Raw genomic sequence first — 25,911 nt, forward strand, 5'->3', positions numbered from 1 at the left:
TAGGTTCTCTTTTTTATAAATGTGATTTGGAAAAAGCTTGAAAGTACACTGTTGTGGTGTATAATATTGTTTGATTTATAAAGAAAGGATGTTCCTTTATGGGAAATTTAATGAAAAAATTGACTAACTGGATTCCACTGCTTATCTTGCAGATTGCGGCATCTGGTGCATTCACATATTTTGTAATTCAATCGGGAATGATTCCTACTAAATACTTAGCAGCCTTGATTGCAGGGGAAGTGGTATTGGCTGTTGCGATGTTCTTCTTGATGAAACCATCAAAAAAGATTGGCAGACACGCTGCTGAATCATCAGTGAAAACAATGATTGGGAAAATCATTTCATTGATACTTTCACTTTGTTTATGCTTTGGTTCATCAGTGGCAAGTAAGGGAGGAAGCACCATCAGTAAAATCACGAATGGTGTTCTTAAACAGACAACTTATTCAGTTTATGTGTTAAAGAAATCTAACATCAATAAAGTAAAAGATTTAAAAGATATGATTGTGGGAAGTGTACCTACAATTACACCTGAATCATTTATGACTGCTTCAACTAAACTCAATGAGGAAGTCAACTATAAACAAATCAAATACAAAAAACTATCAAAAATGGCTAACAGCCTTATTCAAAATAAAATCCATGCGGTTCTTGTCAATGAAGATTATATCTCTTCATTAGAAAAAGCAGAACCAACTTGGGATAGTGCAACTAAGAAAATCTGGTCATATACAGTGACAGATGATGATGAATCATCAAAGATTGATGTTACTAAGACACCATTTACAATGTATATCTGTGGGGTTGATGGGGAAGTCAACGGGGTACGCCACGATATCACTGTAAAATCACGTGCTGATGTTAATATGATCATTACAGTTAACCCTAAGACACATCAGATTCTTATGACAAGTATTCCTAGAGACTACTTTGTCACAATTCATGGAATTGGTGAAAAAGATAAGCTTACTCATGCAGCTTTACTTGGTACACCAACTTCAGCTGCCACAATTGAAGATTTCATGGGTATTAAGATCAACTTCTATTCACGTGTAGGCTTTAAGATGTGTGAAAAACTAGTAGATGCGATCGGTGGTATTCGTGTTTACTCAGATAAAGCATTTACACCATGGACAAATAGAAAAGTGTTCATCAAAAAAGGATGGCAGACAATGAATGGTAAGCAGGCTCTTGCATTCGCTCGTGAACGTAAGACTTACGGTGAAGGGGATAGACATAGAGCAGCTAACCAGCAGACTGTCATTAAAGCAATTATCGAAAAGGTAGTAACACCTTCAGGACTTGCAAACTATGATAAGGTATTAGATGCGATTGCAGGTACATTCCAGACTTCAATTACATCTAAACAGTTAAAAGATTTAATTAATATGCAGCTTGATGAAATGCCTAAATGGACATTCCAGTCTTCTGTATTATTAGATGGTGAAGGTATTATGACAACTGGTGGATACTTTGAACCAAATAGTCGTCTTTACTACATGTTGCCAAATGAAGAAAGTGTTAAGAAGAACGCTAAATATATTAATGACATGATGGCAGGCAAGACTGTAACAGTTGAAAAAGATTCAACTCTAGAAACTCAGATTGGAGATCATGATTCTTCATCTTCGTCTTCTAATTCATCATCAAGTTCTTCATCAAATTCATCTTCTTCGTCATCTTCATCTTCAAGCTCAACACGTTCATCTTCTTCAAGCAGAACTAATCGTTCAACTACTAGAAGAAGTACAACAACGAGAAGATCAACAGTAACGAGAAGAAGAAGCACAACAAGTTCTACTAGAAGTTCTACAGGATCTACAAGAAGTACAACTGGTTCTACAAGAACTGCGACGACAAGAAGCTCAACTAGAAGCTCTACAAGATCGTCATCAGGAACTACATCTGGTAGCTCATCTTCTACTTCAAGTGCAAAGAAAAGTTCTTCATCAACTCGTTCAACAACACAAGAATAAGAGGGAATTATCCCTCTTTTTTTATTTATGATAAAAGATATAGAGGATTTTCAAGCCTGTAAGATGAAGGTTTTATATTCATATAAACTCTTTTATGTTATAATAAGTGGGAATGTGAAGTCTCGGCTTTTTTGAAAGGAAAATCATATGAGTAGAAAAATACTTTCGTTATTATTAATTGTATTCGAAATATTAATCTATTATTTCTTCTTTAATTTATTTGATATCAATGTCGGACTATTTAGACAGACATTAGGATTATTTATAGTATATATGTTCATCTTTGGACATTATTCTATTGAAGATACATTGGTGTGGGAAGAAATCAAGAATGTCTTTAAGGCATGTCTTGTCTACATCTTAACTTTTATCGTTGTTATTCCTCAGGGGATTCATCAGGATAAAAGACGTTACATTGTCTTTCTGGCAATGGTTATGTTTGTCGCATGTATCTTCTTGTCTAGAACATTGCGTATTGTTTTAAGACATCAGCTTAAGACAAAGACATTGGTTATGGGAACAAGCAGTGATTCATTGCGTTATGCGAGAATTGCCAATAATAACCGCTTTGCGATTACTGAAGTGCTAGGTTTCGTGGATCTTAATGATCCAGATGTATTTAAGCAGGCTTTCCCTAATGTTATTGAAGAAGAAAGAATACCAAAAGATCGTTTTAAGGTCTTTAAGTATAAGGATGTTATAGATGTCATTAAGGACAATGATATCGAACAGGTTGTAATTGTAGAAAACAGCATTACAGAAGAAGGATATGATACAATCATGTCCACAGTAGGAGATCTTGTAGAATCTGTTAAATATATGCCAAGAGATAATAATACAATGAATTTCTCTTCACAGGTTCAGGATTTCGATGGGATTCTGCTTATTTCTACTTCTAGAGATAAGATGAGTGTGTTTGATACAATCCTTAAACGTTTCTTTGATATTATCTTTGGATTAATTGGATCAATATTAACTGTCTTTTTAGCTATTTTTGTGAAGATCATCTGTCTAAAGAATGGTGATCATGATTCCATTTTCTTTAAGCAGACAAGAATTGGTCATCATGGCAAAGAGATTACAATCTATAAGTTTAGAAGCATGATTCCTAATGCGGAAGAGAAGCTAGAAGAACTTATGAGAGATGATCCTAAAATCAGAGAGGAATATTTAAAGAATAAGAAACTAGAAAATGATCCTCGTATTACTAAGGTAGGACATTTTCTTAGAAAATCATCACTTGATGAATTTCCACAGTTCTTTAATGTTCTGCTTGGAGATATGGCATTGGTAGGACCAAGACCATACCTTCCTCGTGAAAAGCAGGATATGGGATATTATTATTCCAATATTATTGAAGTTAAGCCAGGTATTACTGGTATGTGGCAGGCCAATGGCCGCAGCAATCTTTCTTTTGAAGGAAGATGTAAATTAGATGTCTATTATTATAAGAACTGGTCATTGTGGCTTGATATTGTCATTGTCTATAAGACCGTTCGTAGTATTATTCATGGAACAGGAGCCATGTAAGGAGGGCTGTTTATGATAAAGGTTTTCGTAGCGACACATAAGCGCTATAGAATGCCAAATGATGAGATGTATCTTCCTCTTCATGTAGGCGCTAGTGGCAAAGAAAGCATCGGTTTTCAAAGAGATGATGAAGGAGACAATATTTCCTATCTCAATTATGCTTTCTGTGAATTGACTGGACTCTACTGGGGATGGAAAAACTGTGATGCATCTTATAAGGGATTAGCACACTATCGTCGTCATTTTAGAGGAGAAAAGAAAACAAAAGATCCTTTTGATTGTGTACTTACACAAAAAGAAGCTGAAGACTATCTAAAAGATACAGATATATTAGTGACAAAAAAAAGAAACTATTATATTGAAACAATCTATGATCACTATGTCCATACGCTCTATCCGGAACCATTGGATGAGACAAGAAAGATTATTGCGAGAAAGTATCCGCAGTACTTGCAGGCATTTGATCATCATATGAAAGAAAAGGGTATGCATGCATTTAATATGTTCATCATGAGCAAAGAGAAGTATGATGCTTATTGCACATGGCTATTTGATATTCTTTTTGAATTATATGATGCATTCCAAGATGAAGAATACAACAGCTTCCATGCAAGATTCCCAGGAAGAATCTCGGAATTATTATTGGATGTGTGGATTGAAAAGAATCAATATAGTTATAAGGAAGTTCCTTTTGTCTATATGGAAAAGATCAATAAGATCAAAAAAGGAACTGATTTCTTGAAAGCAAAGTTCTTTCATAAAAAATACGGAGAAAGTTTTTAAAGGAGAAATAATATGGCACAGTATGATTACTTGGTAGTAGGAACAGGTCTATTTGGTTCCATCTTTGCTTATGAAGCAAACAAGAGAGGCAAGAAGGTTCTTGTTATTGATAAAAGAGATCATGTAGCAGGAAACATCTATACAGAAAATGTAGAAGGCATCAATGTTCATAAATATGGTGCACATATCTTCCATACAAGCAACAAGGAAGTATGGGATTATATTCAGCAGTTTGCGGAATTCAATAGATATACAAATTCCCCAGTGGCATTCTACAAGGATGAAGTCTACAATCTTCCATTCAACATGAATACCTTCAGCAAGCTTTGGGGAATCAGAACACCAAAAGAAGCTATGGCTAAGATTGAAGAACAGAAGAAAGAAGCTGGCATCACTGAACCAAAGAACCTTGAAGAACAGGCAATCAGCTTAATTGGTACAGATATTTATGAAAAATTAATTAAAGGCTATACTCAAAAACAATGGGGTAAGCTTTGTACAGAACTTCCTTCATTTATCATTAAGAGACTTCCAGTAAGATTAACTTACGACAATAACTACTTCAATGATGATTATCAGGGAATCCCTAAAGGTGGATATACACAGATTATCGAAAAGATGCTAGAAGGCATTGAAGTCAGATTAAATACAGACTTCTTAGAAAATCGTGAAGAATTAGAAAACATTGCAGATAAGATTATCTATACAGGTATGATTGATCAGTATTATGACTACAAGTTTGGTGAATTAGAATATCGTTCATTACGTTTTGAAACTGAAGTATTGGATGAAGAAAACTACCAGGGTAATGCGGTTGTAAACTACACTGAATATGAAGTACCTTATACAAGAATCATTGAACATAAACATTTTGAATACGGTACACAGCCACGTACAGTTATCACTAGAGAATATCCTGCATCATGGTCTAGAGGGGATGAACCTTACTACGCTATGAACAATGAGAAAAACAATAGTCTTTATGCTAAATATAAAGCATTGGCTGATGAAGAAGGACATGTCATCTTTGGTGGTAGACTTGGTATGTACAAGTACTTCGATATGGATGATACAATTGCAGTTGCACTTAACTGTGTGAAAAAAGAATTAGACTAGGAGAAGAACATATGGCAATCAATTTCAATAAAAACAGTGTCTTTAACTTGAAACCCATTGATTTATCTCAGGTCAATAAAGCAGTCCACGGTCTTTTAATTGATGGAGAAGAAATTATTTATGCATTCAAGACAGTAAGAGATCAGTTGATTTTTACAAATAAACGTATTATATCTGTGGATGTACAAGGTATTACAGGAAAACGTACTTCACTTAGCAGTATGCCTTATTCTAAGGTTCAGTTTTTTGCAATACAGACACCTGGTTTTGTAGAATTGGTGCCTGACTCAGAATTGGTTTTAACATTTACTAATGGCTTCGTTGCAAGTTTTGAATTTAAAGGAAACGTAGACATTGGTGTGATTGGTCGTATCATTTCTGAATATGTTTTATAAGAATGTTTAGGGAAATGTGTATTCATTTCCCTTTATTTGTAAATCTTGAAATACATACATATTTCAAGTAATATATGTGAGATAAGGAGGTCCTATCATGATATCTTTTATTATTCCTGCCTATAATGCAGAAAAGAGTCTAAAGAGATGTGTGGAAAGTATTCGTTCACACCATGAAAACTATGAAATTATCATTGTAGAAAATGGATCTACAGATCAGACTTACGAATTGGCAAATTCATTGGATAAGGTTCGCGTCTTTCAGTCAGAAAAGGGTGTATCCAATGCGAGAAATATGGGATTGGATCATGCGAGAGGTGAATGGATTGCTTTTGTGGATGCGGATGATTATGTATTAAACAGCTATGAGGAAAGAGATGAAGATCTGATTGTCATGAGCTATGAAGTTGGATCTCATCGTGTCGATCTAGGATTGTGGCAAGAAAATAATACTGATATAGAAAGTGCTACAATCATGATGTTAGAGAATCCTACTAAATGTATGGCTGTATGGGGTCTTCTTATGAGAAGAGATATCATTGAAAGATATCAATTGCGTTTTGCGTCGCATTTACGTGTAGCTGAAGATGGAGATTTTACTTTGCGTTATCTTCTTCATTGTAAAAGCATCTATTTTTCTTCACGTAATGTCTATCATTATTCACTAGATAATACTTCAGTTATGAGAAGCTATGATGGAAGAAAGACAAAGGGCTACATTGAAGCAATGAATGAAAGCAAGAATGCGATCAATGATGCATCCTTGTCTATCAGGAAGGCGTTTTCATCATATGTCTTGATGCATTTTAATGTTATAATGGTACGAGAGAATTATGCTTTATCGAATCAATCAAGCTATAAGGAAAAAGTGGAAAATATGAAGCGTGTGCTTAATGTTCCTATTTTTAAGGAAGCTTATCAAGATCTTTCTTTTAAAACTTCATTGAAGCCACGTTATTTACCTTTCTTATTGATGAAATGCCATTTACATTCCTTAGCAGGATTGATTTATGTATTAAGAGTAAAGCAGAATGCGAGAAAAAAGTAATATGAGAAAATTAAACTTAGATGAAATAAAAAAGACTGAATTAGATATTCTTTTAGAATTGCAGAAGGTGTGCGATGCACACGGATTAAGACTTTATCTTGCGGGAGGAAGTCTTCTTGGGGCAATTAGACATAAGGGATTTATTCCTTGGGATGATGATATTGATGTCTGTATGCCTCGTCCTGATTATATGAAGCTTATTCATCTTGAAGATGAATTCTCAAAACATTTAAAACTTGTCTGTTATGAAAATGGTACTGATTCATATCCATTTATGAAACTCATTGATACACGTACTAAAGTGAAAGAGAAGTATATGCAAGAGGATGCTTCCTCTTCATTATGGGTTGATATTTTACCTGTGGATGGCCTTCCTGATAAGGAAGAAGAGATTGAAAAGATCTATAAGAAGACTAATTTCTATAGAAAACTATTAAAGCTTAACTGGGCTAATCCCAATGAAGGAAAGACAAGATTAAAGAGAATGTTAAAACGTTTTGTGATTCCTTTTGCGAAAATCTATGGGATTGATAAATGTAATAAGAAGATATTAGAACAAGCATACAAGGTTCCTTTTGATAAAGCTAATAAAGCAGGTGTAGTAACTTGGGGATTATATGGTAAAGGGGAAGCCATGGATAAAGAGAAATTCCTGAAGAGTGATGATGTCTTATTTGAAGGATATACATTTAAGGCAATGAGCTGTTGGGATGAATATCTTACGGGAATCTATGGTAACTACATGGAATTACCACCTATTGAGAAAAGACAGACACATGAAATGCATGTGACACTGGAGGATGAATAATGAATTATTATATTAAAGAAATCAAGTATGGAGATGACCTTTCACGTACTGCTGGCTTTAAGGCTAGAGATGATGTAGAAAGCATCTTTGAAGATATGGGCATTAAGCCTTTTCCAATTCAAAGTGTAATAGAAGATCGAGAAAAAGGGAATGCCTTCACTAAGCTGATGGCACATCATAAAATCAAGGCAAACTGGGCAAAGAGATTAAGTGCTCTTCATGATGGAGATACATTATTTGTACAGTTCCCAATCGTAGATCATTCATTATTTTTATATAAAGTCTTTAAGTCATTAAAGAAAAGACAGGTAAAGATCGTTCTTCTTGTTCATGATTTAGAAATGCTGAGATGGTCAAAGAGAGAAGATGTATCTTTAAAAGAAAGAAAAAGATTAAAGTTTGAAGAATATTCTATTTTAGATTACGCAGATCATATCATTGTTCATAATGAAAAGATGAAAGATTATATGAGTGATCTTGTAGATGTAAATAAATTAGTTGTACTTGAAATCTTTGATTATCTATTAAGTGATTTTAATGTAGAAGATAATCAGAAGAAATACAGTAAAGATGGTGCTGTCATTATTGCTGGTAATTTAAGAAAAAGAAAAGCAGCCTATGCTTATGATTTACCTGAAAATTATCCTTTCCATCTTTATGGTATTGAATATGAAGGAAAAACCAATGATATGATTTCATACTTTGGTTCATTCCCACCAAATGATTTGCCTTATGCAATTGAAGGTGGCTATGGTCTTGTATGGGATGGTGAAAGCAAAGATACTTGTACAGGTACTTATGGTGATTATTTACGTATTAATAATCCCCATAAGACATCGTTCTACTTATCAGTTGGACTTCCAGTTGTCATCTGGTCCCATGCGGCTTTAGCAGATTTTGTAAAGGCGCATCATTGTGGTATTGTCGTAGATTCATTGGATGATATCAAGTCTGTTGTAGATCAAATGAGTGAAGAAGATTATCAGGATATTCTTCTTCATACCAAAGAAATGAGTCAGAAACTGACAAATGGATATTATACAAGAAAAGCAATTCAGGCATGTCTTTAAGGAGATCAGGTATGAAATATTATGTAAAAGAAACAAAACAGGGAGAAGATCTTGCAAGAACAGCTGGCTATAAAGCTAGAGATGACTTTGAAGCATTTTGTGAACGTTTTGGCATTAAGAGACTGCTTGTCACTACGAGTGTTGAAGATCGCAAGAATCTGAATGTATTTAATAAATTGAAATGTCATTTCATTATTAAGAAGAACTGGGAAGATGCTCTTTCTTCATTAAATAAAGGAGATGATCTCTTTATCCAGTTCCCGATTGTCGAACACTCTTTACTTTTAGCAGGTGTCTTTAAGAAAGCACAAAAGAAAGGTGTTAAGATCAATCTTCTTATTCATGATATTGAACTCTTTAGAGCAATGAAGAGAGAGAATGCGGATCGCAAGAAACGTTTTAGAATTCAAAGAGAAGAAACAGATATCTTAAAGATTGCTCATAAGGTGATTGTTCATAATAGTCATATGAGAGAGACACTTAAGGAGCTTATCGATATTGATGATGATCATATGGTAGATCTAGAAATCTTTGATTATCTTGTAGATGATTTCCATTATGATGAAGTCAGAAAACATTTAAGAAAAGATCAGCCTATCATTATTGCGGCTAATCTTATTAAAGAAAAAGCAGGATATGTCTATGATCTTCCAGATAATCAGTCTTTCAATCTTTATGGCATCAATTACACTGGCAATGAAACAGATCTTATTCGCTATCATGGTTCATTTGAACCAGAAGCATTGCCTTACGCTGTTAAGGGAAGCTTTGGGCTTGTGTGGGATGGCTTGACATCTAAGACATGTACTGGTGTATTTGGGGAATATTTGAAGATCAATAATCCTCATAAAACATCGTTCTATCTATCTAGCGGTATACCGGTAGTGATATGGAAACAGGCAGCTTTAGCTGACTTTGTGTTGAAGCATCATTGTGGTATTGTCGTTGATGATGTGAAAGATATTCATGATACTTTATCTTCATTGTCTGATGAAGAGTATCAGTCAATGCTTGATAGCACAAAGATGCTTTCACAAAAATTAAGAGAAGGCTACTTTACTAAAAAAGCCATCGAGGCCTGCCTATGAGAGAGAAGAATATGGTAGAAAGATTCCTAGAACAGGAGAAGCTTGTTTTAGGAATCTATGGCTTTTATTATTTGACATTGCTTATTAATGGAACATCCTTGGTTAATCGTTTTGGCTTTATGCCCGTGATATTAAAGATTAATCGTTTGGCATGTTTTGCCTTCTTTATTATTGAAACTCTTTATCTTCTCTATGATTTCTATAAAGAAAGAAAAGAGAAACAATTTAGCATACAGGATATTATTTTTTCAGTACTGCTTATTGCTTTAGTGATGGCGAGTCTTATTAACTATAAGGTTACTGGTGGCTATCAGTTTGTGATGATGGTTCTATTGGCTATAGTCTTATCACGCTATCCTTTAAAGCATGTTGCGAGTGTTACAGCTGGTATTCTTTTAGGTGTTGGATTATTTATACCACTATTAAGTTCTTTTGGACTGATTGATAATTATCTTACTTTTAGAGATGCGGATAGTGGAGTAACACGTTTTGCGGTTGGCTTTGGCTATTCTGCAACAGTATCTTCAATTGTTGGATTTGCCTCTTTGTATTATGTCTATATCAAGAAGATGAATCTTTCTTGGAAAGATCTTATGATTATAGAGATGGCAAGTTTAGCTACTTATTTTATTACGGATACCCGTACATACTTCTTGGTGGTACAGTTGCTTCTTGTTTTAGTTGTAATAAAGAAGACACCATTTATGGAATGGGTAAGACCAATACTATTATGGGGTGAGAAAGCTTTTGTCTTTCTTTTTGCCTTGGTTCCAGTAGGAACATTGCTTGTGACATTATGTTATAGACTTGGTGGTATCTTCTTTAGATTGAATGATATTCTTTCTAGAAGATTGTCTTTTGTCTATGGAAATATTGTCAATAATGGTATTCATCTTTTTGGTAATCATATGAAGACATATGGCTATGATGCACTTCATTATAATGTTTCAGAAGTGTTTGGTTCTAACTTCATTGATAGTGGCTATATGCAGCTTATTGTAGAAAGAGGAATTATCATTTCTATTTTGATGCTTATTTTAATTAGTGCTGGTCTGATTGCTTTTTATAAGAGAGAAAAGCATCATGAGATCTTTGTGATGTTTATGATTCTCATGTTGTCGTGCATTACTTCTGGATTAATGAGCAATGCGTCATTGGTACTTGTCTTTACGTTGTCATCTTTAAGAGCATTTAGAGGCAAACCTTTGCTTAAGGGTGCTCAAAAGATTGGCAGCTGTATTGTGTTAGGATGTGTTGTCATCATGATGGTGGTATCTACAATTGAATATCATCGCATGAATCGCAATGTGATGATTATTCATCCTGATGAATATACAATCAATCTTAAACATAGCTTTGGGATGGAAGAGTATTATGTCAAGGATGGCATGCTTTACTGTAAAGGATGGTATGTCCTTGATCGTCATGGAAGTACTCCTAAGACGAAGATGACCGTTGTTCTTCGTGCAAAGAAATCTAATCTTTATTATAAGATGGATACGACATTATCTAAGCGTGATGATGTCAATGATTACTATCAGAAACGTATTCAGAATCCACAGTCCTATAAATATAGTGGATTTGAAGCATCCCTTGATGTTTCAAAAATGATTCCTGATACGTATATGACTTATATCTATTATGAGACAGGTAACTTAAAAGTATTGGATCCTGTTGAACATAATATCTACTTGTAGGAGGGCAAACATGAATACAATCAAAAAAATACTCACTGCCTTCCTTGCCTGCGCATTGCTTTGCGGATGTCATTCAGGAAAGAAGACAAGTGGGATTATAAGAATCGGTATCGAGAAGGACTATCGTCCTTTCTCTTACAGTGATGGCAATAAGTACGTCGGATACGACGTGGATATCGCCAAAGAGATTGCGTCAAGACTTGGCTATAAGGTGGAGTTTGTGACAAAGACAGCGGATCAGTTGTTAAAAGATTTAGACAACAAGAAAATAGACATGCTCGCAAATCAGGTGGAACCTGATCGCGAGACGGATAAGGAAGTCAGATATCTTTATTCGACAATGTATAAATGTGATTATGGGGTCATTGTCACAAACAAAGGGGAAAACAATATCAAGCTTTTCCAGGATATTAGAAATAGGAAGACAAGTGGTGTGAAAGGTACTTATTGGGAATATCTAGATCACTTCAACGGGGGACTTATGACACCTGTTGAAAATAGTGAAGAAGCACTTAATCTTGTTTCTAATAAGAAAGTTGTGGCCAGTGTTACTGACCTTATGACATATAATGATTATAAGAGAAGACATCCTCAAAGTGATGTGAAGATTGCATTAATGACAAGTCTTATCTATGATTTCTCTTTCTTGATGAGATTGGATCAGACTTCTCTTAACAATAAAGTAAGTCGCATTATTACGAAGATGGATCGTGATGGGACTATGAGTAAGATTTCTAAGAAGTATTTTGAAGAAGATATTTCTAAGAATAAGAGGTAATCAAGACGATGAAACAGCCTAGCTTAAAAAAGAATTTCATATTGAGCATGATGTATCAGATATTAAAGATCATTATGCCATTATTGACCGCCCCTTATATTTCAAGAGTACTGGGAGCTAAGAATATCGGTATTTACAGTTATACGAATTCTTATTCCATGTATTTCACTTTATTTGCAGCTTTAGGGACTGTAACTTATGGGACACGTGAAATTGCACGTGTGAGAAATGATAAAGAAAGACGTAGTCAGCTGTTCTGGGAGATTGAGATCTTAACAGTGCTGACAACGTCTGCAGCACTTATTTTCTGGGGCATTTTCACATTCTTTAATAAGAGTGATGCGATTTATTATGCGGTATTAAGTTTTAACTTGTTGGCCGTCATGTTTGATATTTCATGGTTTTATGCCGGTATTGAACATTTTGAATTCACGATCGTATGGAATTCAATCTTTAGAATATTAAGTGTTATTGCCATGTTCTTATTTGTGAAGAAGCCTAGTGATTTGTTTATTTATATATTTATTGTGGCTTTCCAGAATTTTGCAGGTAATGTGGGAATGTGGACTGGTCTTTCTAAGTTTATCTGTAAGATTGATTTTAAGACGATTGAATTGAAGCATCATTTTCATGAAACACTGGTATACTTTATTCCAACGATTGCGACTTCAGTCTATAATGTTCTAGATAAAACATTGATTCAGCTTATTACTCATAATAAGGCTGAAAATGGTTATTATGAACAGGCTAATAAGATTCTTGATATGATGAAGACATTGACTTTTGTAGCCTTGAATATGGTTATGCAGTCACGTATTTCTTATCTTTTTGAACAGAAGAAATATGATGAAATCAAAAGAAGAATCCATACGTCTGTGAACTATGTTCTCTTTATGGGAATAGGGATTCTCTTTGGTATGATGGGGATTGCGAGAACATTTGTACCTTGGTTCTTTGGACCAGGATATGATCGTACAATTGTGCTATTAGAGATTATGAGTCCAGTTGTCGTTATTATTGGCTTATCTAACTGTCTAGGGGCACAGTATTATACTCCTTCAGGGAAAAGAAAGCAGTCTGCTAATTATATTATTGCTGGATCAGTCATCAACTTTGTATTGAACTGTCTGTTTATTCCTCATCTGATGAGTGCAGGTGCGGCGATTGCGACTGTTATTGCGGAGAGTGCGATCACTATTTTATATGTTGGACACTGCAATCGTTATCTGACTTGGGGTGTTATTCTTTCACATTTATGGCGCAAGCTTATAGCAGGAGCACTTATGCTTGCGGTGATCTTGTTTATCAATCAATATATGAACGTTGGATTTATTGCACTCATTGTTCAGGTTGGTGTAGGATTTAGTGTATACTGTCTTATGTTAGTTATCTTGAAAGATGACTTTGTCATAGATTTTGCAAAGAATCAGCTTCTTGCTAAATTAAGACATTAGGAGGAACTCATGTTAAATATCAAATTGGAATTGCCTGAAGGTTTTCTTGAAGAAGAAGAACGTGATGGCTATCTTGTCAGTGCAGAAATGAAGAAGATCTGGGCTGTTGAATTAGATTTATTAAATGAATTTATGCGTGTATGTAAAGAACATGATATCAGATGGTTCGCAGATGGCGGTACAATTCTTGGAGCTATCAGACATAATGGGATGATTCCTTGGGATGATGATATCGATGTATGCATGTATAGAGAAGATTATGAAAAACTATGTGAGATTGCGCCAGCAGCTTTTAAAGCGCCTTACTTCTTCCAGACTGAAGAAACGGATCGCGGCAGCATGCGTGGTCATGCGCAGCTAAGAAATTCTTCTACAACTGGAATGTTAAAGATGGAAGATAAGCGACATGTACTCTATAATCAGGGAATCTTCTTAGATATTTTCCCACTTGATGATTTACCTGAAGAACAAGAAGAACGTGCTCATTATATGAGCGATTGTTTTAAGACCTTGCTTGATGCAAGAGAATACACTTACTTCTGGGAAAATATGTATAGAAGAACTGGTCTTAAAGGTTTTGTAAAGAATATTATTACGACATTAAGACATGTCTATGATTTCAAGAATCCTATCTATGAAGATTTTAAGAAGAAATGTGTCAAATATCAAAATACCAATACACCATTATTTGGTAAAGTGATGTTTAGATACAGAGAAAAACTTGTCTTAAAGAAAGCATGGTTTAGTGATGTCACATATCATAAGTTTGAAATGCTGGAGATTCCTCTTCCTAATGGCTATGAAGACTTCTTAAATCAGTTCTATGGCAACTGGAAGGAATTTGTGATAGGAGGAGGCGCTCATGGTGGTGTTTTCTTCGATCCAGAGAAATCCTACCTTGAATATGTGCATGAAGATAGGTATGATAGATTTATAAAAAAGGTCGATAGAAGGAGGGGTTAAGCATGGTCATTGGTTATACTGCTGGTGTCTATGATTTATTTCATATCGGACATTTGAATTTATTAAAGAACGCTAAGGGAATGTGTGACAAGCTTGTCGTTGGTGTTACAGTGGATGAACTTGTAAGCTATAAGGGCAAGAAGGCAATGATTCCTTTTGAAGATCGTATTGAAATTGTACGTTCAATTAAATATGTGGATGCAGCTGTTCCACAGTATAATATGGATAAGCTAGAAGCATGCAAAAAATTGAATGCCCAGATTCTATTTGTAGGTGATGACTGGTATGGTACTGATAAATGGAAAGCCTATGAAAAAGAATTTGAAGAAGCAGGCATCAAGATAGTTTATTTCCCATATACTAAGGGTACAAGTTCAACTCAGATCAGAAAAGCGTTGAACTATATTAGAAAAGATACATTGGAGGATGTTAAATAATGATTGAAGATAGAGATTATTGCATGAGCTCTTTTCTGACTTATAGAACAGTCATTGATCAGACAAAATGCTTTTCATTAAAGTATCCTCCACGTTATACAAAGATTCCAGAGAACAGAGTACAGGTTCATAATAGTGATGAACTTTATAAGACTCTTAAAAATCAAGTAGAAGAACTATGCAAAAATCACAAGGTTGCTCTTGCTTTATCTGGGGGCATTGATTCAGCTGTACTTGCAAAGTTTATGCCAAAAGGTTCTACAGCTTATACATTCCAGTGTATTGTGCCTGGTAAAGAAGTTACTAATGAAGTACCAGCTGCACAAAAGTATGCAAAAGAGTGTGGACTTAATCATAAGGTTGTAAAGATCTACTGGGAAGATATGGAGAAATATGCACCATTATTGATGAAGCAGAAAGGTGCTCCTATTCATTCTATTGAAGTACAGATCTATAAAGCAGCTATGCAGGCAAAAGCTGATGGCTTTGATACATTATTATTTGGAGAAAGTGCTGATTCATTATACGGTGGATTAAGTATGCTTTTAAGCAGAGATTGGACAATGGGAGAATTCATTGATCGTTTCTCAAATGTTCTTCCACATCATGCATTAATGAATCCACAGTGGGAATTAGAACCATTTAAACAATATACAAAAGATGGTTATGTCGATGTACATGGCTTCTTATCTCATATCTTCTTCCCTGAAAGCATTGGATCATATATCAACGCTGGAACTGCGGCTGGAGTAGAATGTTATATGCCATATGCGATGACAGAAATGGCAGTAGACTTAGATCTTGAACGTGTACGTAAAGGAGAAAACAAATATCTTATTAGAGAAGTATTTGAAAGTCTTTATCCAGGATTTGTAGTTCCTCCTAAGACACCTATGCCTCGACCAGTTAATGAATGGTTTGAGAATTGGGAAGGACCAAAAAGAAAAGAATTTATTCCTCATTGCCAGAAGGCAATGACTGGTAACCAGAAATGGTTAATTTGGTCATTAGAGACATTCTTGAATATTTTAGATGAAGAGTAGTTTTTCTACTCTTCTTTTAAGAAGGTAATTATGAAGAGATTATTAGGATTTGTACTTGTAGTTTGTCTATTGGCAACTTCTGTGCAAGAAAGTAATGCAAGAAAAGCAAAATTAAATAAAAATAAGCTTACCTTAGGTATTAACGTAGGATATCGTTTACGTGTTAAATACAGTCGCAAGAAAGTGAAGTGGAAAACATCCAATAAGAAAATTGCGACTGTATCTAAAAAAGGCTATGTTAAAACAAAGAAGAAAGGGAAAGTGACTATTACTGCGAAGATAGGTAGAAAATCTTTAAAGTGTAAAGTGACTGTTAAAGCTCCCTCTCTAAAAGAAAAGCAGATTACCATCAATAGGTATGAAAAGCATTTATTGATGGTAAATTATGCGAAAAAGGTAAAATGGACAAGTGCGAATAATGATATAGCGACTATCAGTCAAAAAGGTGAGCTAAGAGGAATAAGACAGGGTGATACAATTATTACTGCTAAGGCAGATAAGTATACTTTAACTTGTAAGGTGAAGGTGGATAATGATCCAAGTGAACAGGGATCATATATTCATCCTAATACAGTTAAGGTAAGAAGTATCAGTACACCACTTCCACATGGAAAAGGATACGCTCAAGGTGGTGCCATATGGGGTTCAGCATACTTTTTTGTTTCATCTAAGGCAGATGTGATTGTGTATGACTTTAATCAAAATGAAGTGACTAAGCATTTTGTTTTAGATCAAAGTGAAAAACATGAAATTCATTGTAATAGTGTATGTTTTGGTAGAAAGTATGATGAAAATGATCCTTATCCTCTTCTTTATGTGAATGCTTATAATAGTAAGATGAGCCCTGAAGGGACATGCTTTGTCTATCGATTAACTGAAACAGAAGATGGATTGACATCCACTCTTGTTTCTACAATTAAGATTGGCTTTACTGATCAGAAGCTATGGAAAGAGGAAGGTAATCCTCTTGCTTATGGCAATTTTGTGGTGAATAGGGATCTAGGAAAACTGTATGTCTATAACTTGAATGACAAGCATCATGTCACTCGTTTCTTTGTTTTTGATGAACCAACAGAAAATGATGATGTGGACTTAAATAAAGAAGACTTATTATCAGTTAAAGATTTACCTTATTTTCCTTATATTCAAGATAACTGCTATAAAGATGGAAAGATTTATATTGTAAGTGGTGGGTTATATGGAACACCACCAATGTTAAGAATTATATCCATTAATAGTATGAAACAGGAAAAGTATCTTTATTTAAAAGATATCAACTTACCATATGAACCTGAATCAATTGATATCTATAATAATAAGCTTTATCTTAGATTTAATATTAGGGAAAAGATTCAATTTTATGAGTTATCGATGTAGGATGTCAAGAGACATCCTTTTTTTCTTCATTAGAAAGTGCAATAGCACTTTCTAAGATATTTTTTTCAATTAAGTAACCAGCTTTAAATTCTTCATCTTTTAATTCTTCTTCTAGATAGTCATCAAATTTAATTGTGGTCATGGTTATTCTCCTTTAATTTATTAGAGGGTGTCTTTTGTGGTAATGATAACATACATTTTTTATAAGGAAATAAGAATAATGTTTTGAGAAGATATTTGAATATTCTATATACCACATAAAATTTCTCAAAGGTAAAATGTAATTCTTCTAGATAGTGATGTGGATTAAAAATATCTAAATAAAAGGTTAAGAGATGATAAAAGATAAAGAAAAGTATATTTATTTTTTATTCAAATACGGAAAATAGGGGGTTACATCTTTTAAAAATAAGTAATTTGTGGTAAAGTAGCAACGTATATAAGTATGTGGAGGAATACGTAATGAACTGGTTTTTAATAATCATCTTCTTATTAGTAATATTTCCATTCTGGTATTTACTTGGAAGACAGGTTTTAAAAGTTTTTCATTATGATTATCATGACGAAAATCATAATATTATTACTGGATTTTTTGCCTTTTTCTTTGAAGCGTTTGTTGTGGGGATTCCTGCCACTTTATTGAAGGTGAGCTGGAACGTATATTACATAGCTATGTTAGCTGTGTTTATACTGACACTTGCTTTTTTAGTATATAAGGAAAGAAATCTTCTTAAGGAGAATGTTTTTAATAAGAGAATCGTTTCTCATTTACAGCGTCATCTTAAAGAAAACTGGGTCATCTATTTAATGATGGGTGTCTTTATGGTTATGTATATGAGTAATGCGATGGCTTATTACAAGATGAATTATGATGATCGCTACTATATCGGTAAAGCTGTTCAATTGGTTGGAACACCCCAGCTGATGAATGAGAACTATTATACTGGAGCTTTACTTACCCATAGTAAGTTTGATCTGATTAGAATTATTAATACATTTGAATTGACTTATGCTTTCTTAGCTACAACTTTCCATATCAGTGTTCCTTTCTTTATTAAGATTGGTATGGGTGTAGCTGGATATATTATTACATTCATGGCGTTTAAGATGTTTGTAGAGTTATTCATGGATAAAAAGTATGCACAGTATGCTTTATTGCCATTGTCAGTATTAATGATTCCTAGAGGCTATACAGCGAATTCTGATAAGCTGTTTATGAACATTAATATGTATAGCCAATGGCATTTTCAGACTGCAATTTTTTATGGTGGTTCTTTTGTACAGCATATTGCATTGCCAGTTATTTTATTCTTCTCAAAAGATCTATTAGAGAAGATTGATTTTAAGAAAGTTTTGTTTATTGCGTTATTGTCAATAACGTTTATGTCATTCTCTACAACTTATCTGACATATTTTATTATGCTTCTTATTGGATTAGTTTTAGCCAAAGTTCTTAAATTGATTTATGAACATTCTTCAAAAAATAAGAATGTGCTTGTAGGCGTTATTGTAATATCATTTTTGGGTTTACTTGTATTTAATACAGTTGCCTTTGAGTATATGAAAAGATTTAATAGTTATGCTTTAGGGGCTTACAAAGAATATAGAACCTTCTATAAGGAACGTATTGCGACTGAGACTTTACTAGTCTGGACACCATTTATTTATATGTTGTTTATGGCATTGTTTAAAGATAAGAAGTTTAAGTGGTTGATGTTGGCATTAATTATTATGTTCGGTATACCGTTTAGCGGAAAATTAAATGCATTGATGTCATTAGCGACTGTGAATTTCCCATTTGTAGGTGGAAGATATATCGCATCAATTGAATTATTGACAATGATCTTTATTGGTATATTGATTGTAAGTGTCTTAAGACAAATCAAATATAAACAGGTAGTGCTAAGTGGCTTAGCATTAGTTACTGTATGTGGAACTGTGTTCTATATTAAAAGACATATGTACGATATTACTAGATATTCTGCTGGTACAACCGGTATTACTTATGCGGGATATAGAGCAGGTATTCCTTTTAAAAATGATAAGATGCTTCCAGATGTGATTGTGAAGGTAGGAGAATACTTCGATCAATTGCCTTATGGAAATTATCGCGTATTCGCACCTTATTATGCGGACTATGAAGGAACTCAAATACGTTTTGAAGGTTTATTGATGGCTTCTAATCGTATTGAGCTTGTATATCCAAAAGAGAATTACAAGTCATTTGTACCTAACGGTGCAGGAATCATGGATAATGAAGAATACGATTTAATGATGAGCTTTTCAGAAGGTAAAATCAGTTATGAAGAGGTTAAGTCAATTATAAAGACATATGAATTGTCATACTTAATTGTATCTTCAAGTAATTCTGCAAATCAGTTAAAGAAAAACGGATTTGAAATATCTATTAGTGATAAAAAGAATAATCTTTTTATGTTAAAAAAGATTTAATGAAGTGATATTTATCTAAATATTATTAAAGTGTAAAGAGGAGAAATTATGAAAGTAATAGCAATTATTCCTGCATATAATGAGGAAGAAAGTATTAAACAAGTTGTTGAAGAGCTTAAAGAGAAAGCACCTTTTTGCGACTATGTCGTAATTAATGATTGTTCAAAAGATAGTACAAAAGAGATTTTGGAAAGAGAAGGATATAATTATTTAGATTTACCGGTAAACCTTGGTTTACAGGGAGCTGTTCAGACTGGATATAAATATGCTTACTATAAAGGATATGATGCTGCTGTACAGTTTGATGGTGATGGACAGCATCTTCCAGAGTATATTGCTAAATTAGCTGAAGGTATTGAAGAGGGATATGACATTGTTGTTGGTTCAAGATTCGTCGATATGCCAAAAGAATTTAGTGCTAGAATGATTGGTAGTCGCTTGATTTCATTTATGATTAAGTTAACTACAGGTAAGACAATCAAAGATCCAACAAGTGGTATGAGAATGTTAAATAGAAAAATGTTAAGAGAATATGGATTCAATATGAATAGAACTCCAGAACCTGATACACTTGCTTTTGAAATCAAAAGAAAAGCTAAAGTAAAAGAAGTACAGGTTGAAATGAGAGATCGTCAAGGCGGCGTGAGTGCATATTCAAATATCGGTAATTCTATTAAATATATGATGAAAGTCTTAATGACTATTATTTTCTTTAATTAGAGAGGAAGGCAATTATGAGTATAAATTTAAGAATTGGATTGATTATTGTATCATTATTCTTTTTCTTCGTTATTGTGAGAAGTGTAAGAAGAAATAAACTAAGATCAGATTATGCGTTGGGATGGATTGTTCTTTCATTAGGTCTTGTTTTACTTAGTGTGTTCCCTCAGTTAGCATTTTGGGTTGGTGGATTATTTAAAGTTATCTCAATTTCAAATATTGTATTTGCAGCTGTTATTTTTATGCTAATTGTACTTTCATATATTTTATTTACTAAAGTTTCTTTACTAGAAGAAAAACAGAAGGATTTAATACAAGAAATTGCAATTTTAAAAAAAGATAAAAAATTATAATTTGTAATGGAGATTAATATGCCAAAAATTTCTGTAATTATGCCAACGTATCGTGAAAATATTTCTGTGTTGGATGAAGCTGTCAATTCTATACTTAATCAAACATACAGTGATTTTGAATTAATTGTTATGTTAGATGATCCTGGTAATAAGGAACACATTCAGTATTTTGAGAATCTTTCAAAAAAAGATGCTCGTATTAAATTTCATGTTAATGAAGTTAATTTAGGATTATCTAAGTCATTAAACAATGCACTGAACTATGTACAGGGTGAATATATTGCACGTATGGATGCAGATGATGTATCTGTTTCAGATCGTTTGGCGAATCAGTTATCCTATATAGAAGAAAATCAGTTTGATATGATTGGTGGGATATTGATGGTTATTGACGAACATGGTGAAAAAATTTATGACATTCAAAGTGTACCTACTGATGATGCTAAAATAAAAAAAGCATTAAAATATAACCAAGTAATTGCACATCCATCTTGGTTTTGTAGAAAAGAAGTTTTTACTTCATTAAAGGGATATCGTTCTATACCTCTATGTGAAGACACTGATTTTACTTTACGTGCAGCATTAAAAGGATTTAAATTATCTAATTATAATGGTGTTGTATTGAAATATAGGATGACTTCAAATAGTATTTCTAGATCAAATTTATTGAAACAGTTTTTGTATTTAAAGTTTATTACTAAAGATTATAAAAATAAGAAAGTTTCAAATATAGATGAAGCAACTTCTTACGTTAACTCTAAGTGGTCTGAAAAGTCTGAAAAGCATTATAGAGATGCAAATGTCTTGTTTAATGATGCTCTTTCTAATCTTCAAAAGAAGAGATATTTAAAATTAATGATTTCATGTATCAAATTATTATTTAAATCAAAATATTACTTAGAAAAAACTTATCGTTTAGTAAGAGTATCAATGTTTTAGGAGATGAATATATGGATACAGTTGATGTGTTGATGTCAATATATAAACCTGATAAAGTATATCTTATCAAACAGTTGAAATCTATTGATGAGCAAACATATAAAAATATTACGCTATATGTTTATAATGATTGCCCATCGGAAAGAATAGATAAAGAATTATTTAAAGAGCATATTCATTATCCTATTGTTTTTCTCGAAACCGATGGCGAGAATCGTGGATTTATTAAGGCATTTGAGAAGTTGATAAATGAATCTAAGGGTAAGTATGTTGCATTTTGTGATCAGGATGACATTTGGAAAAAAGATAAAATTGAGAAATGTGTTGGAACATTAAAAAAAGATAAATCTTTAGCTGTAGCTACTGATCGTTCTATTATTAATGAAAATGATGAAGTAAAGATTCAAAGTGTGAGAGAGACGGTAAACAAGAATTATGAGAACTGGATGACAGGTGATGATATATGTAAATATGATTTGGTTATCTGTTTTGCAGTTGGAATGTGTCTTGTTGCTGATGGAGACTTTGCTAGAAGTACATGCCCAATTAGTGAATTTTCTGGACACGATCAATGGCTTTTAGCGTGTGCTTCTACTGAAGGTAAAGTCTCATTTATAAATGAACCATTAGTAATGTATAGACGTCATGATCATAATGTTAGTGGTGTCATGAATGATGTGAAATCTAAGAAGCAGTATTATGAAAAAAGAGTACTTGCACAGAAAAAAATGTATGAAGATTTCTTTAAAAAATATCCTAATCATAAAGATAAAGATGAAATGATGGATTTTGTTGAAAAAAGAATGAATCATTCAACAATTGGATTATTGCGTTATAGATATCTTGCTCCTGATGTAGTTAAGTTTGAGATTGTTTTATCGCTTGTCCCTAATTTTATATTTAAGTTTTTACGTTTTGTTGCAAGACGTCTTTCAAGAATATAGGAAGGTGATCAGGGTATGAAAATTTCAGTTGCTATGTGTACTTATTATGGGGAAAAATATGTTAAAGAACAACTTGAGAGTATTTTAAATCAAACCCATAATATTGATGAAATAATAATTTGTGATGATTGTTCAAAAGATGAAACATTAAATATTTGTAAAGAGATCTTAAAAGAAAGTAATGTTTCTTTTAAAATAAAATCTAATGAGAATAATCTTGGATTTATCAAAAATTTTTATCAGGCTTTAGATTTATGTACAGGTGACATTATTTTCTTTTCAGATCAGGATGATGTATGGAAAAAAGATAAAGTAGAAAAAGTCTTAGATGTTTTTAAAAATAATAAAGATGCTTTACTTGTTTTTACTGAAGCAGATGTTGTAAATCAAGATTTAGTAGGTGAAGATAGCTTATTAAAAGGAGCTTCATTTAAAAATGAATTTTTAAAGAGTAATCAAACAAAATTCAATTCACTTTTAAACGACAATTATGTAACTGGAGCTACAATGGCTATAAAAAAAGAATTAAAGAGCGAGCTAGAAAAAGCAAGTAGATTTAATGATTGTCCACATGATTATTGGCTTGCATTAATTGCTGCTGCAAATAATGGATTATATTGTTATGAAAAACCATTAATTTATTATAGACAGCATTCTTCAAATACAATTGGTATTAATAAGCGATATTCTTTTAAACAAGTTAAAAAGCTTTTTTCTTCTAACCGCAATAAAAATAGGGAAAATAGATATGCGGAATTACGTCTACCTACTTTATATGAATTAAAAAAATATGTTTTATTGAAGAATAACAAAGAATATTTAAGAATAATTAATGATAAAATTAAGTTTTGGGAAAATAGATCTGATTTTTTTGGGGGATCTTTTACAAAAAATATTATGGTAGTATTTAAAAGTACAATAAATGGTGAACAAAAGCTTAACAGAAATGTGAATCATCCTATTTTCGTAGATTTTGTAAAAGCATGTGCATTGTCAAAAAAAATTTAATGGAGAAGTAGGGAAATAATAATGAATAGTTTAAGATATGTTTTTATAATTATATTTGTTTTTTTAATTAGTTTTTTTGAGGGAGATAATGTTTTAGCTTTATTCTCAGTTAAGAAAAAGTCATTTACAAAAGCCATCACTTTTGGTTTTACTTTTTTAATTGCTTTTTTTGAGTTGATTTCATTACCGTTTGTGTATAACAATTTTGCTTTCTCAAAATTGATGTGGATTTATTCTATATTTTTAATATTGTCAGTTATTGTTTTTGCATTTAGACAGTTTAAATATGGATTCTTTATTAATGAGTATGAATTTAATTTAAAAAAGTATAAGACAAAAGTAACTATGGCTGTTGCAATTATATTGGTTTTATTTTCAGCTATTTCAAGTAGTTATTTAGATCATACTAATGCTGATGATGGGTATTTTGTAACAATTTCTACAATTGCGTGTCAAAATGATAAGGTAACATATGACGAACATTTAGTTTATGATGGTTCATTGTCGTTAAAAGGAGCTGCAATGAGACCTCAGATTGCTACTTGGGAATTGTTTGTAGCATATTTGGCTAAGTTATCAAATATTCATCCTGCAATAGTTGCACACTCTATTCTACCATTTGTTTTAATTGTTTTATGCTTTATGGCAATATGGAACTTTGGTATACAGTTAGTGGGATACGATAAGGCTCCATTATTTATACTAATATATGCATTATTAGCATTATTTGATGCAGTAAATACTGATAGTCAAGGTACATTTATGATTATGCTTGTTTGGCAAGGAAAGTCTATGCTGGCCAACTTCTCAATCCCAATGTTAATGAGTGGCGTGTTAAGTATGTATTCTGAAGATTCGAAATGGAAACAAGCAATTTGGAATTTAATAATTGTAATCGCAGGCATTAATTTTTCTGCAGTTGGACTTTATTTGATGTCTATTACTTACTTAGTTACAGGATTGCCATATTTAGTATTACAGGCTGTAAAGAAAAATTGGAAAACAATTGTTGATATTCTAGTTAAAGTAATTTGTACCATGCTTCCAATAGTTTTAATATCATTTGTGTTATACTTCCAGGTTACAACTTCTTCAACTGGTTCAGATTATGTGACAACTTTACCTAAGTCATGGCTTTCAATTTTTTATAAGGGAATTGGATCAGGACCATATCTTATTGTTTTAATTCTTTGCTTTGTTCATATTTTCATGAAAGAAACTGATATTTTGAAAAAATGCTTCTTTATTGGTGTTCCTGTAACATTGTTTGCAACATTCCTTAATCCATTATTGAATAAGTTTGTTGCACAAAATATTACTGGAGTAGATTTATATTGGCGATTGTATTGGATATTACCAACTTATTTGATCATTTCTTATGTTGTATCAAATCTTTTACATGAGTATGTTGTTAAGAAAGAGACTGTTTCATTATTATTGTCTTCTGCAATAATTATGTCTTCAGGAACATATTTTTATTCTCCTAGATCTGGTGTTTTTTATGAACATACAAATGCGTATAAGATTAATGTTAATGCATTGGCGGCAGCTGATAAAATATCAAAAGATACTAAAGGAGAACCTACTATAGCTATTTTCCCTGAAAGATTATCTTATTGTATTAGACAATATAATGCTAATATTGATGTTGTCAGAGCACGTAATTTTTCAAAAAATTCTCGAGTTGTGTATAAAAACAAATCATTCAAGTGGTTATATAAAGAGATTTATGAAAAGAATAATATTAATTCTAATAAAGTCATTTCTATGTTAAAGTTTCTTAAAGTTAAATATATTTATCTTTCTGAAAGAGAATTAAATAGTCCAGAGTATGAAAATACAAAGGGACCAATTAAAACTAATAAATATAAATTAATTCATACACGAAAAAGTGGATACTTATATAAAATTAAGTATTAATGAAAAGGTACTA

24 protein-coding genes are annotated in these 25,911 nt (G+C 32.7%); 23 read left to right on the forward strand and 1 reads right to left on the reverse strand.

Annotated features, from left to right (window positions below; genetic code table 11):
* Positions 1–98: 98 nt before the first annotated feature.
* The 16 genes from J6L95_RS01170 (at position 99) to J6L95_RS01245 (ending at position 17,563) form a co-directional block, all read left to right on the forward strand.
* A complete protein-coding gene (locus J6L95_RS01170; protein WP_287457785.1) occupies positions 99–1,976 on the forward strand; it encodes an LCP family protein in 1,878 nt (625 codons plus the stop codon).
* 147 nt (positions 1,977–2,123) lie between these two features.
* Positions 2,124–3,506 (forward strand): exopolysaccharide biosynthesis polyprenyl glycosylphosphotransferase, encoded by a 1,383-nt coding sequence (locus tag J6L95_RS01175; RefSeq protein ID WP_287457786.1) that lies wholly within the window; start codon positions 2,124–2,126, stop codon positions 3,504–3,506.
* Positions 3,507–3,518: 12 nt separating this feature from the next.
* Positions 3,519–4,289 carry a DUF4422 domain-containing protein gene (locus tag J6L95_RS01180; protein ID WP_029070986.1) on the forward strand — a complete coding sequence of 257 codons (771 nt, stop codon included), beginning with the start codon at positions 3,519–3,521 and terminating at the stop codon, positions 4,287–4,289.
* Positions 4,290–4,301: 12 nt separating this feature from the next.
* The gene (gene glf / locus J6L95_RS01185; RefSeq protein WP_031589194.1) at positions 4,302–5,405 is read left to right on the forward strand and encodes a UDP-galactopyranose mutase; all 1,104 of its coding nucleotides are present in this window, start codon (positions 4,302–4,304) and stop codon (positions 5,403–5,405) included.
* A gap of 11 nt (positions 5,406–5,416) precedes the next feature.
* Positions 5,417–5,800 carry a PH domain-containing protein gene (locus tag J6L95_RS01190; protein WP_074624626.1) on the forward strand — a complete coding sequence of 128 codons (384 nt, stop codon included), beginning with the start codon at positions 5,417–5,419 and terminating at the stop codon, positions 5,798–5,800.
* A 97-nt stretch (positions 5,801–5,897) separates the two neighbouring features.
* Complete coding sequence (locus J6L95_RS01195) at positions 5,898–6,848, forward strand: glycosyltransferase family 2 protein (protein ID WP_287457787.1); 951 nt, start codon at positions 5,898–5,900, stop codon at positions 6,846–6,848.
* 1 nt (position 6,849) lies between these two features.
* Positions 6,850–7,656 carry a LicD family protein gene (locus J6L95_RS01200; RefSeq protein WP_029070983.1) on the forward strand — a complete coding sequence of 269 codons (807 nt, stop codon included), beginning with the start codon at positions 6,850–6,852 and terminating at the stop codon, positions 7,654–7,656.
* A complete protein-coding gene (locus tag J6L95_RS01205) occupies positions 7,656–8,726 on the forward strand; it encodes a glycosyltransferase (RefSeq protein ID WP_029072506.1) in 1,071 nt (356 codons plus the stop codon). Before J6L95_RS01200 ends, J6L95_RS01205 begins: the two co-directional genes overlap by 1 nt.
* Before the next feature lie 11 nt (positions 8,727–8,737).
* Positions 8,738–9,814 (forward strand): glycosyltransferase, encoded by a 1,077-nt coding sequence (locus J6L95_RS01210; protein ID WP_029070981.1) that lies wholly within the window; start codon positions 8,738–8,740, stop codon positions 9,812–9,814.
* Positions 9,811–11,511, forward strand: a complete 1,701-nt coding sequence (locus J6L95_RS01215; RefSeq protein WP_287457789.1) for a hypothetical protein — start codon at positions 9,811–9,813, stop codon at positions 11,509–11,511. Before J6L95_RS01210 ends, J6L95_RS01215 begins: the two co-directional genes overlap by 4 nt.
* Positions 11,512–11,521: 10 nt before the next feature.
* Positions 11,522–12,289, forward strand: a complete 768-nt coding sequence (locus J6L95_RS01220) for a transporter substrate-binding domain-containing protein (protein ID WP_029072508.1) — start codon at positions 11,522–11,524, stop codon at positions 12,287–12,289.
* Positions 12,290–12,297: 8 nt separating this feature from the next.
* Entirely contained in the window at positions 12,298–13,743 is a 1,446-nt protein-coding gene (locus tag J6L95_RS01225) for a flippase (protein WP_287457791.1), read from the forward strand.
* Positions 13,744–13,752: 9 nt separating this feature from the next.
* On the forward strand, positions 13,753–14,706 hold the full coding sequence (locus tag J6L95_RS01230) for a LicD family protein (RefSeq protein WP_051551162.1): 954 nt from the start codon (positions 13,753–13,755) through the stop codon (positions 14,704–14,706).
* 2 nt (positions 14,707–14,708) lie between these two features.
* Positions 14,709–15,143, forward strand: a complete 435-nt coding sequence (locus J6L95_RS01235) for an FAD synthase family protein (RefSeq protein WP_029070977.1) — start codon at positions 14,709–14,711, stop codon at positions 15,141–15,143.
* Positions 15,143–16,186: an asparagine synthase-related protein gene (locus J6L95_RS01240; protein WP_287457792.1), complete on the forward strand. Its 1,044-nt coding sequence runs from the start codon at positions 15,143–15,145 to the stop codon at positions 16,184–16,186. The genes J6L95_RS01235 and J6L95_RS01240 overlap by 1 nt, the downstream gene beginning before the upstream one ends.
* Before the next feature lie 30 nt (positions 16,187–16,216).
* Positions 16,217–17,563, forward strand: a complete 1,347-nt coding sequence (locus J6L95_RS01245) for an Ig-like domain-containing protein (protein WP_287457793.1) — start codon at positions 16,217–16,219, stop codon at positions 17,561–17,563.
* Positions 17,564–17,567: 4 nt separating this feature from the next.
* Here the strand turns inward: J6L95_RS01245 and J6L95_RS01250 are convergent, their stop codons facing one another.
* Positions 17,568–17,705 carry a hypothetical protein gene (locus J6L95_RS01250; protein WP_287457794.1) on the reverse strand — a complete coding sequence of 46 codons (138 nt, stop codon included), beginning with the start codon at positions 17,703–17,705 and terminating at the stop codon, positions 17,568–17,570.
* Positions 17,706–18,025: 320 nt separating this feature from the next.
* Between J6L95_RS01250 and J6L95_RS01255 the strand changes: the two genes are divergently transcribed.
* Genes J6L95_RS01255 through J6L95_RS01285 form a run of 7 tightly spaced genes read left to right on the forward strand, consistent with a single transcriptional unit; the run spans position 18,026 to position 25,898 of the window.
* Complete coding sequence (locus tag J6L95_RS01255; RefSeq protein WP_287457795.1) at positions 18,026–20,014, forward strand: DUF6077 domain-containing protein; 1,989 nt, start codon at positions 18,026–18,028, stop codon at positions 20,012–20,014.
* Positions 20,015–20,062: 48 nt separating this feature from the next.
* Complete coding sequence (locus tag J6L95_RS01260; RefSeq protein ID WP_287457796.1) at positions 20,063–20,734, forward strand: glycosyltransferase family 2 protein; 672 nt, start codon at positions 20,063–20,065, stop codon at positions 20,732–20,734.
* A 14-nt stretch (positions 20,735–20,748) separates the two neighbouring features.
* A complete protein-coding gene (locus tag J6L95_RS01265) occupies positions 20,749–21,087 on the forward strand; it encodes a DUF2304 domain-containing protein (RefSeq protein ID WP_287457797.1) in 339 nt (112 codons plus the stop codon).
* Between the two features lie 18 nt (positions 21,088–21,105).
* Complete coding sequence (locus J6L95_RS01270; protein WP_287457798.1) at positions 21,106–22,026, forward strand: glycosyltransferase family 2 protein; 921 nt, start codon at positions 21,106–21,108, stop codon at positions 22,024–22,026.
* 11 nt (positions 22,027–22,037) lie between these two features.
* Entirely contained in the window at positions 22,038–22,970 is a 933-nt protein-coding gene (locus tag J6L95_RS01275; protein ID WP_287457799.1) for a glycosyltransferase, read from the forward strand.
* A gap of 15 nt (positions 22,971–22,985) precedes the next feature.
* Entirely contained in the window at positions 22,986–23,978 is a 993-nt protein-coding gene (locus tag J6L95_RS01280; RefSeq protein ID WP_287457800.1) for a glycosyltransferase family 2 protein, read from the forward strand.
* Between the two features lie 21 nt (positions 23,979–23,999).
* Positions 24,000–25,898, forward strand: a complete 1,899-nt coding sequence (locus J6L95_RS01285; protein ID WP_287457801.1) for a DUF6077 domain-containing protein — start codon at positions 24,000–24,002, stop codon at positions 25,896–25,898.
* The last annotated feature ends 13 nt before the right edge of the window (positions 25,899–25,911 follow it).

The sequence above is a fragment of the Kandleria sp. genome (genome assembly GCF_017934775.1).
In the GTDB taxonomy this organism is placed as follows: Bacteria; Bacillota_I; Bacilli_A; order Erysipelotrichales; family Coprobacillaceae; genus Kandleria; species Kandleria vitulina.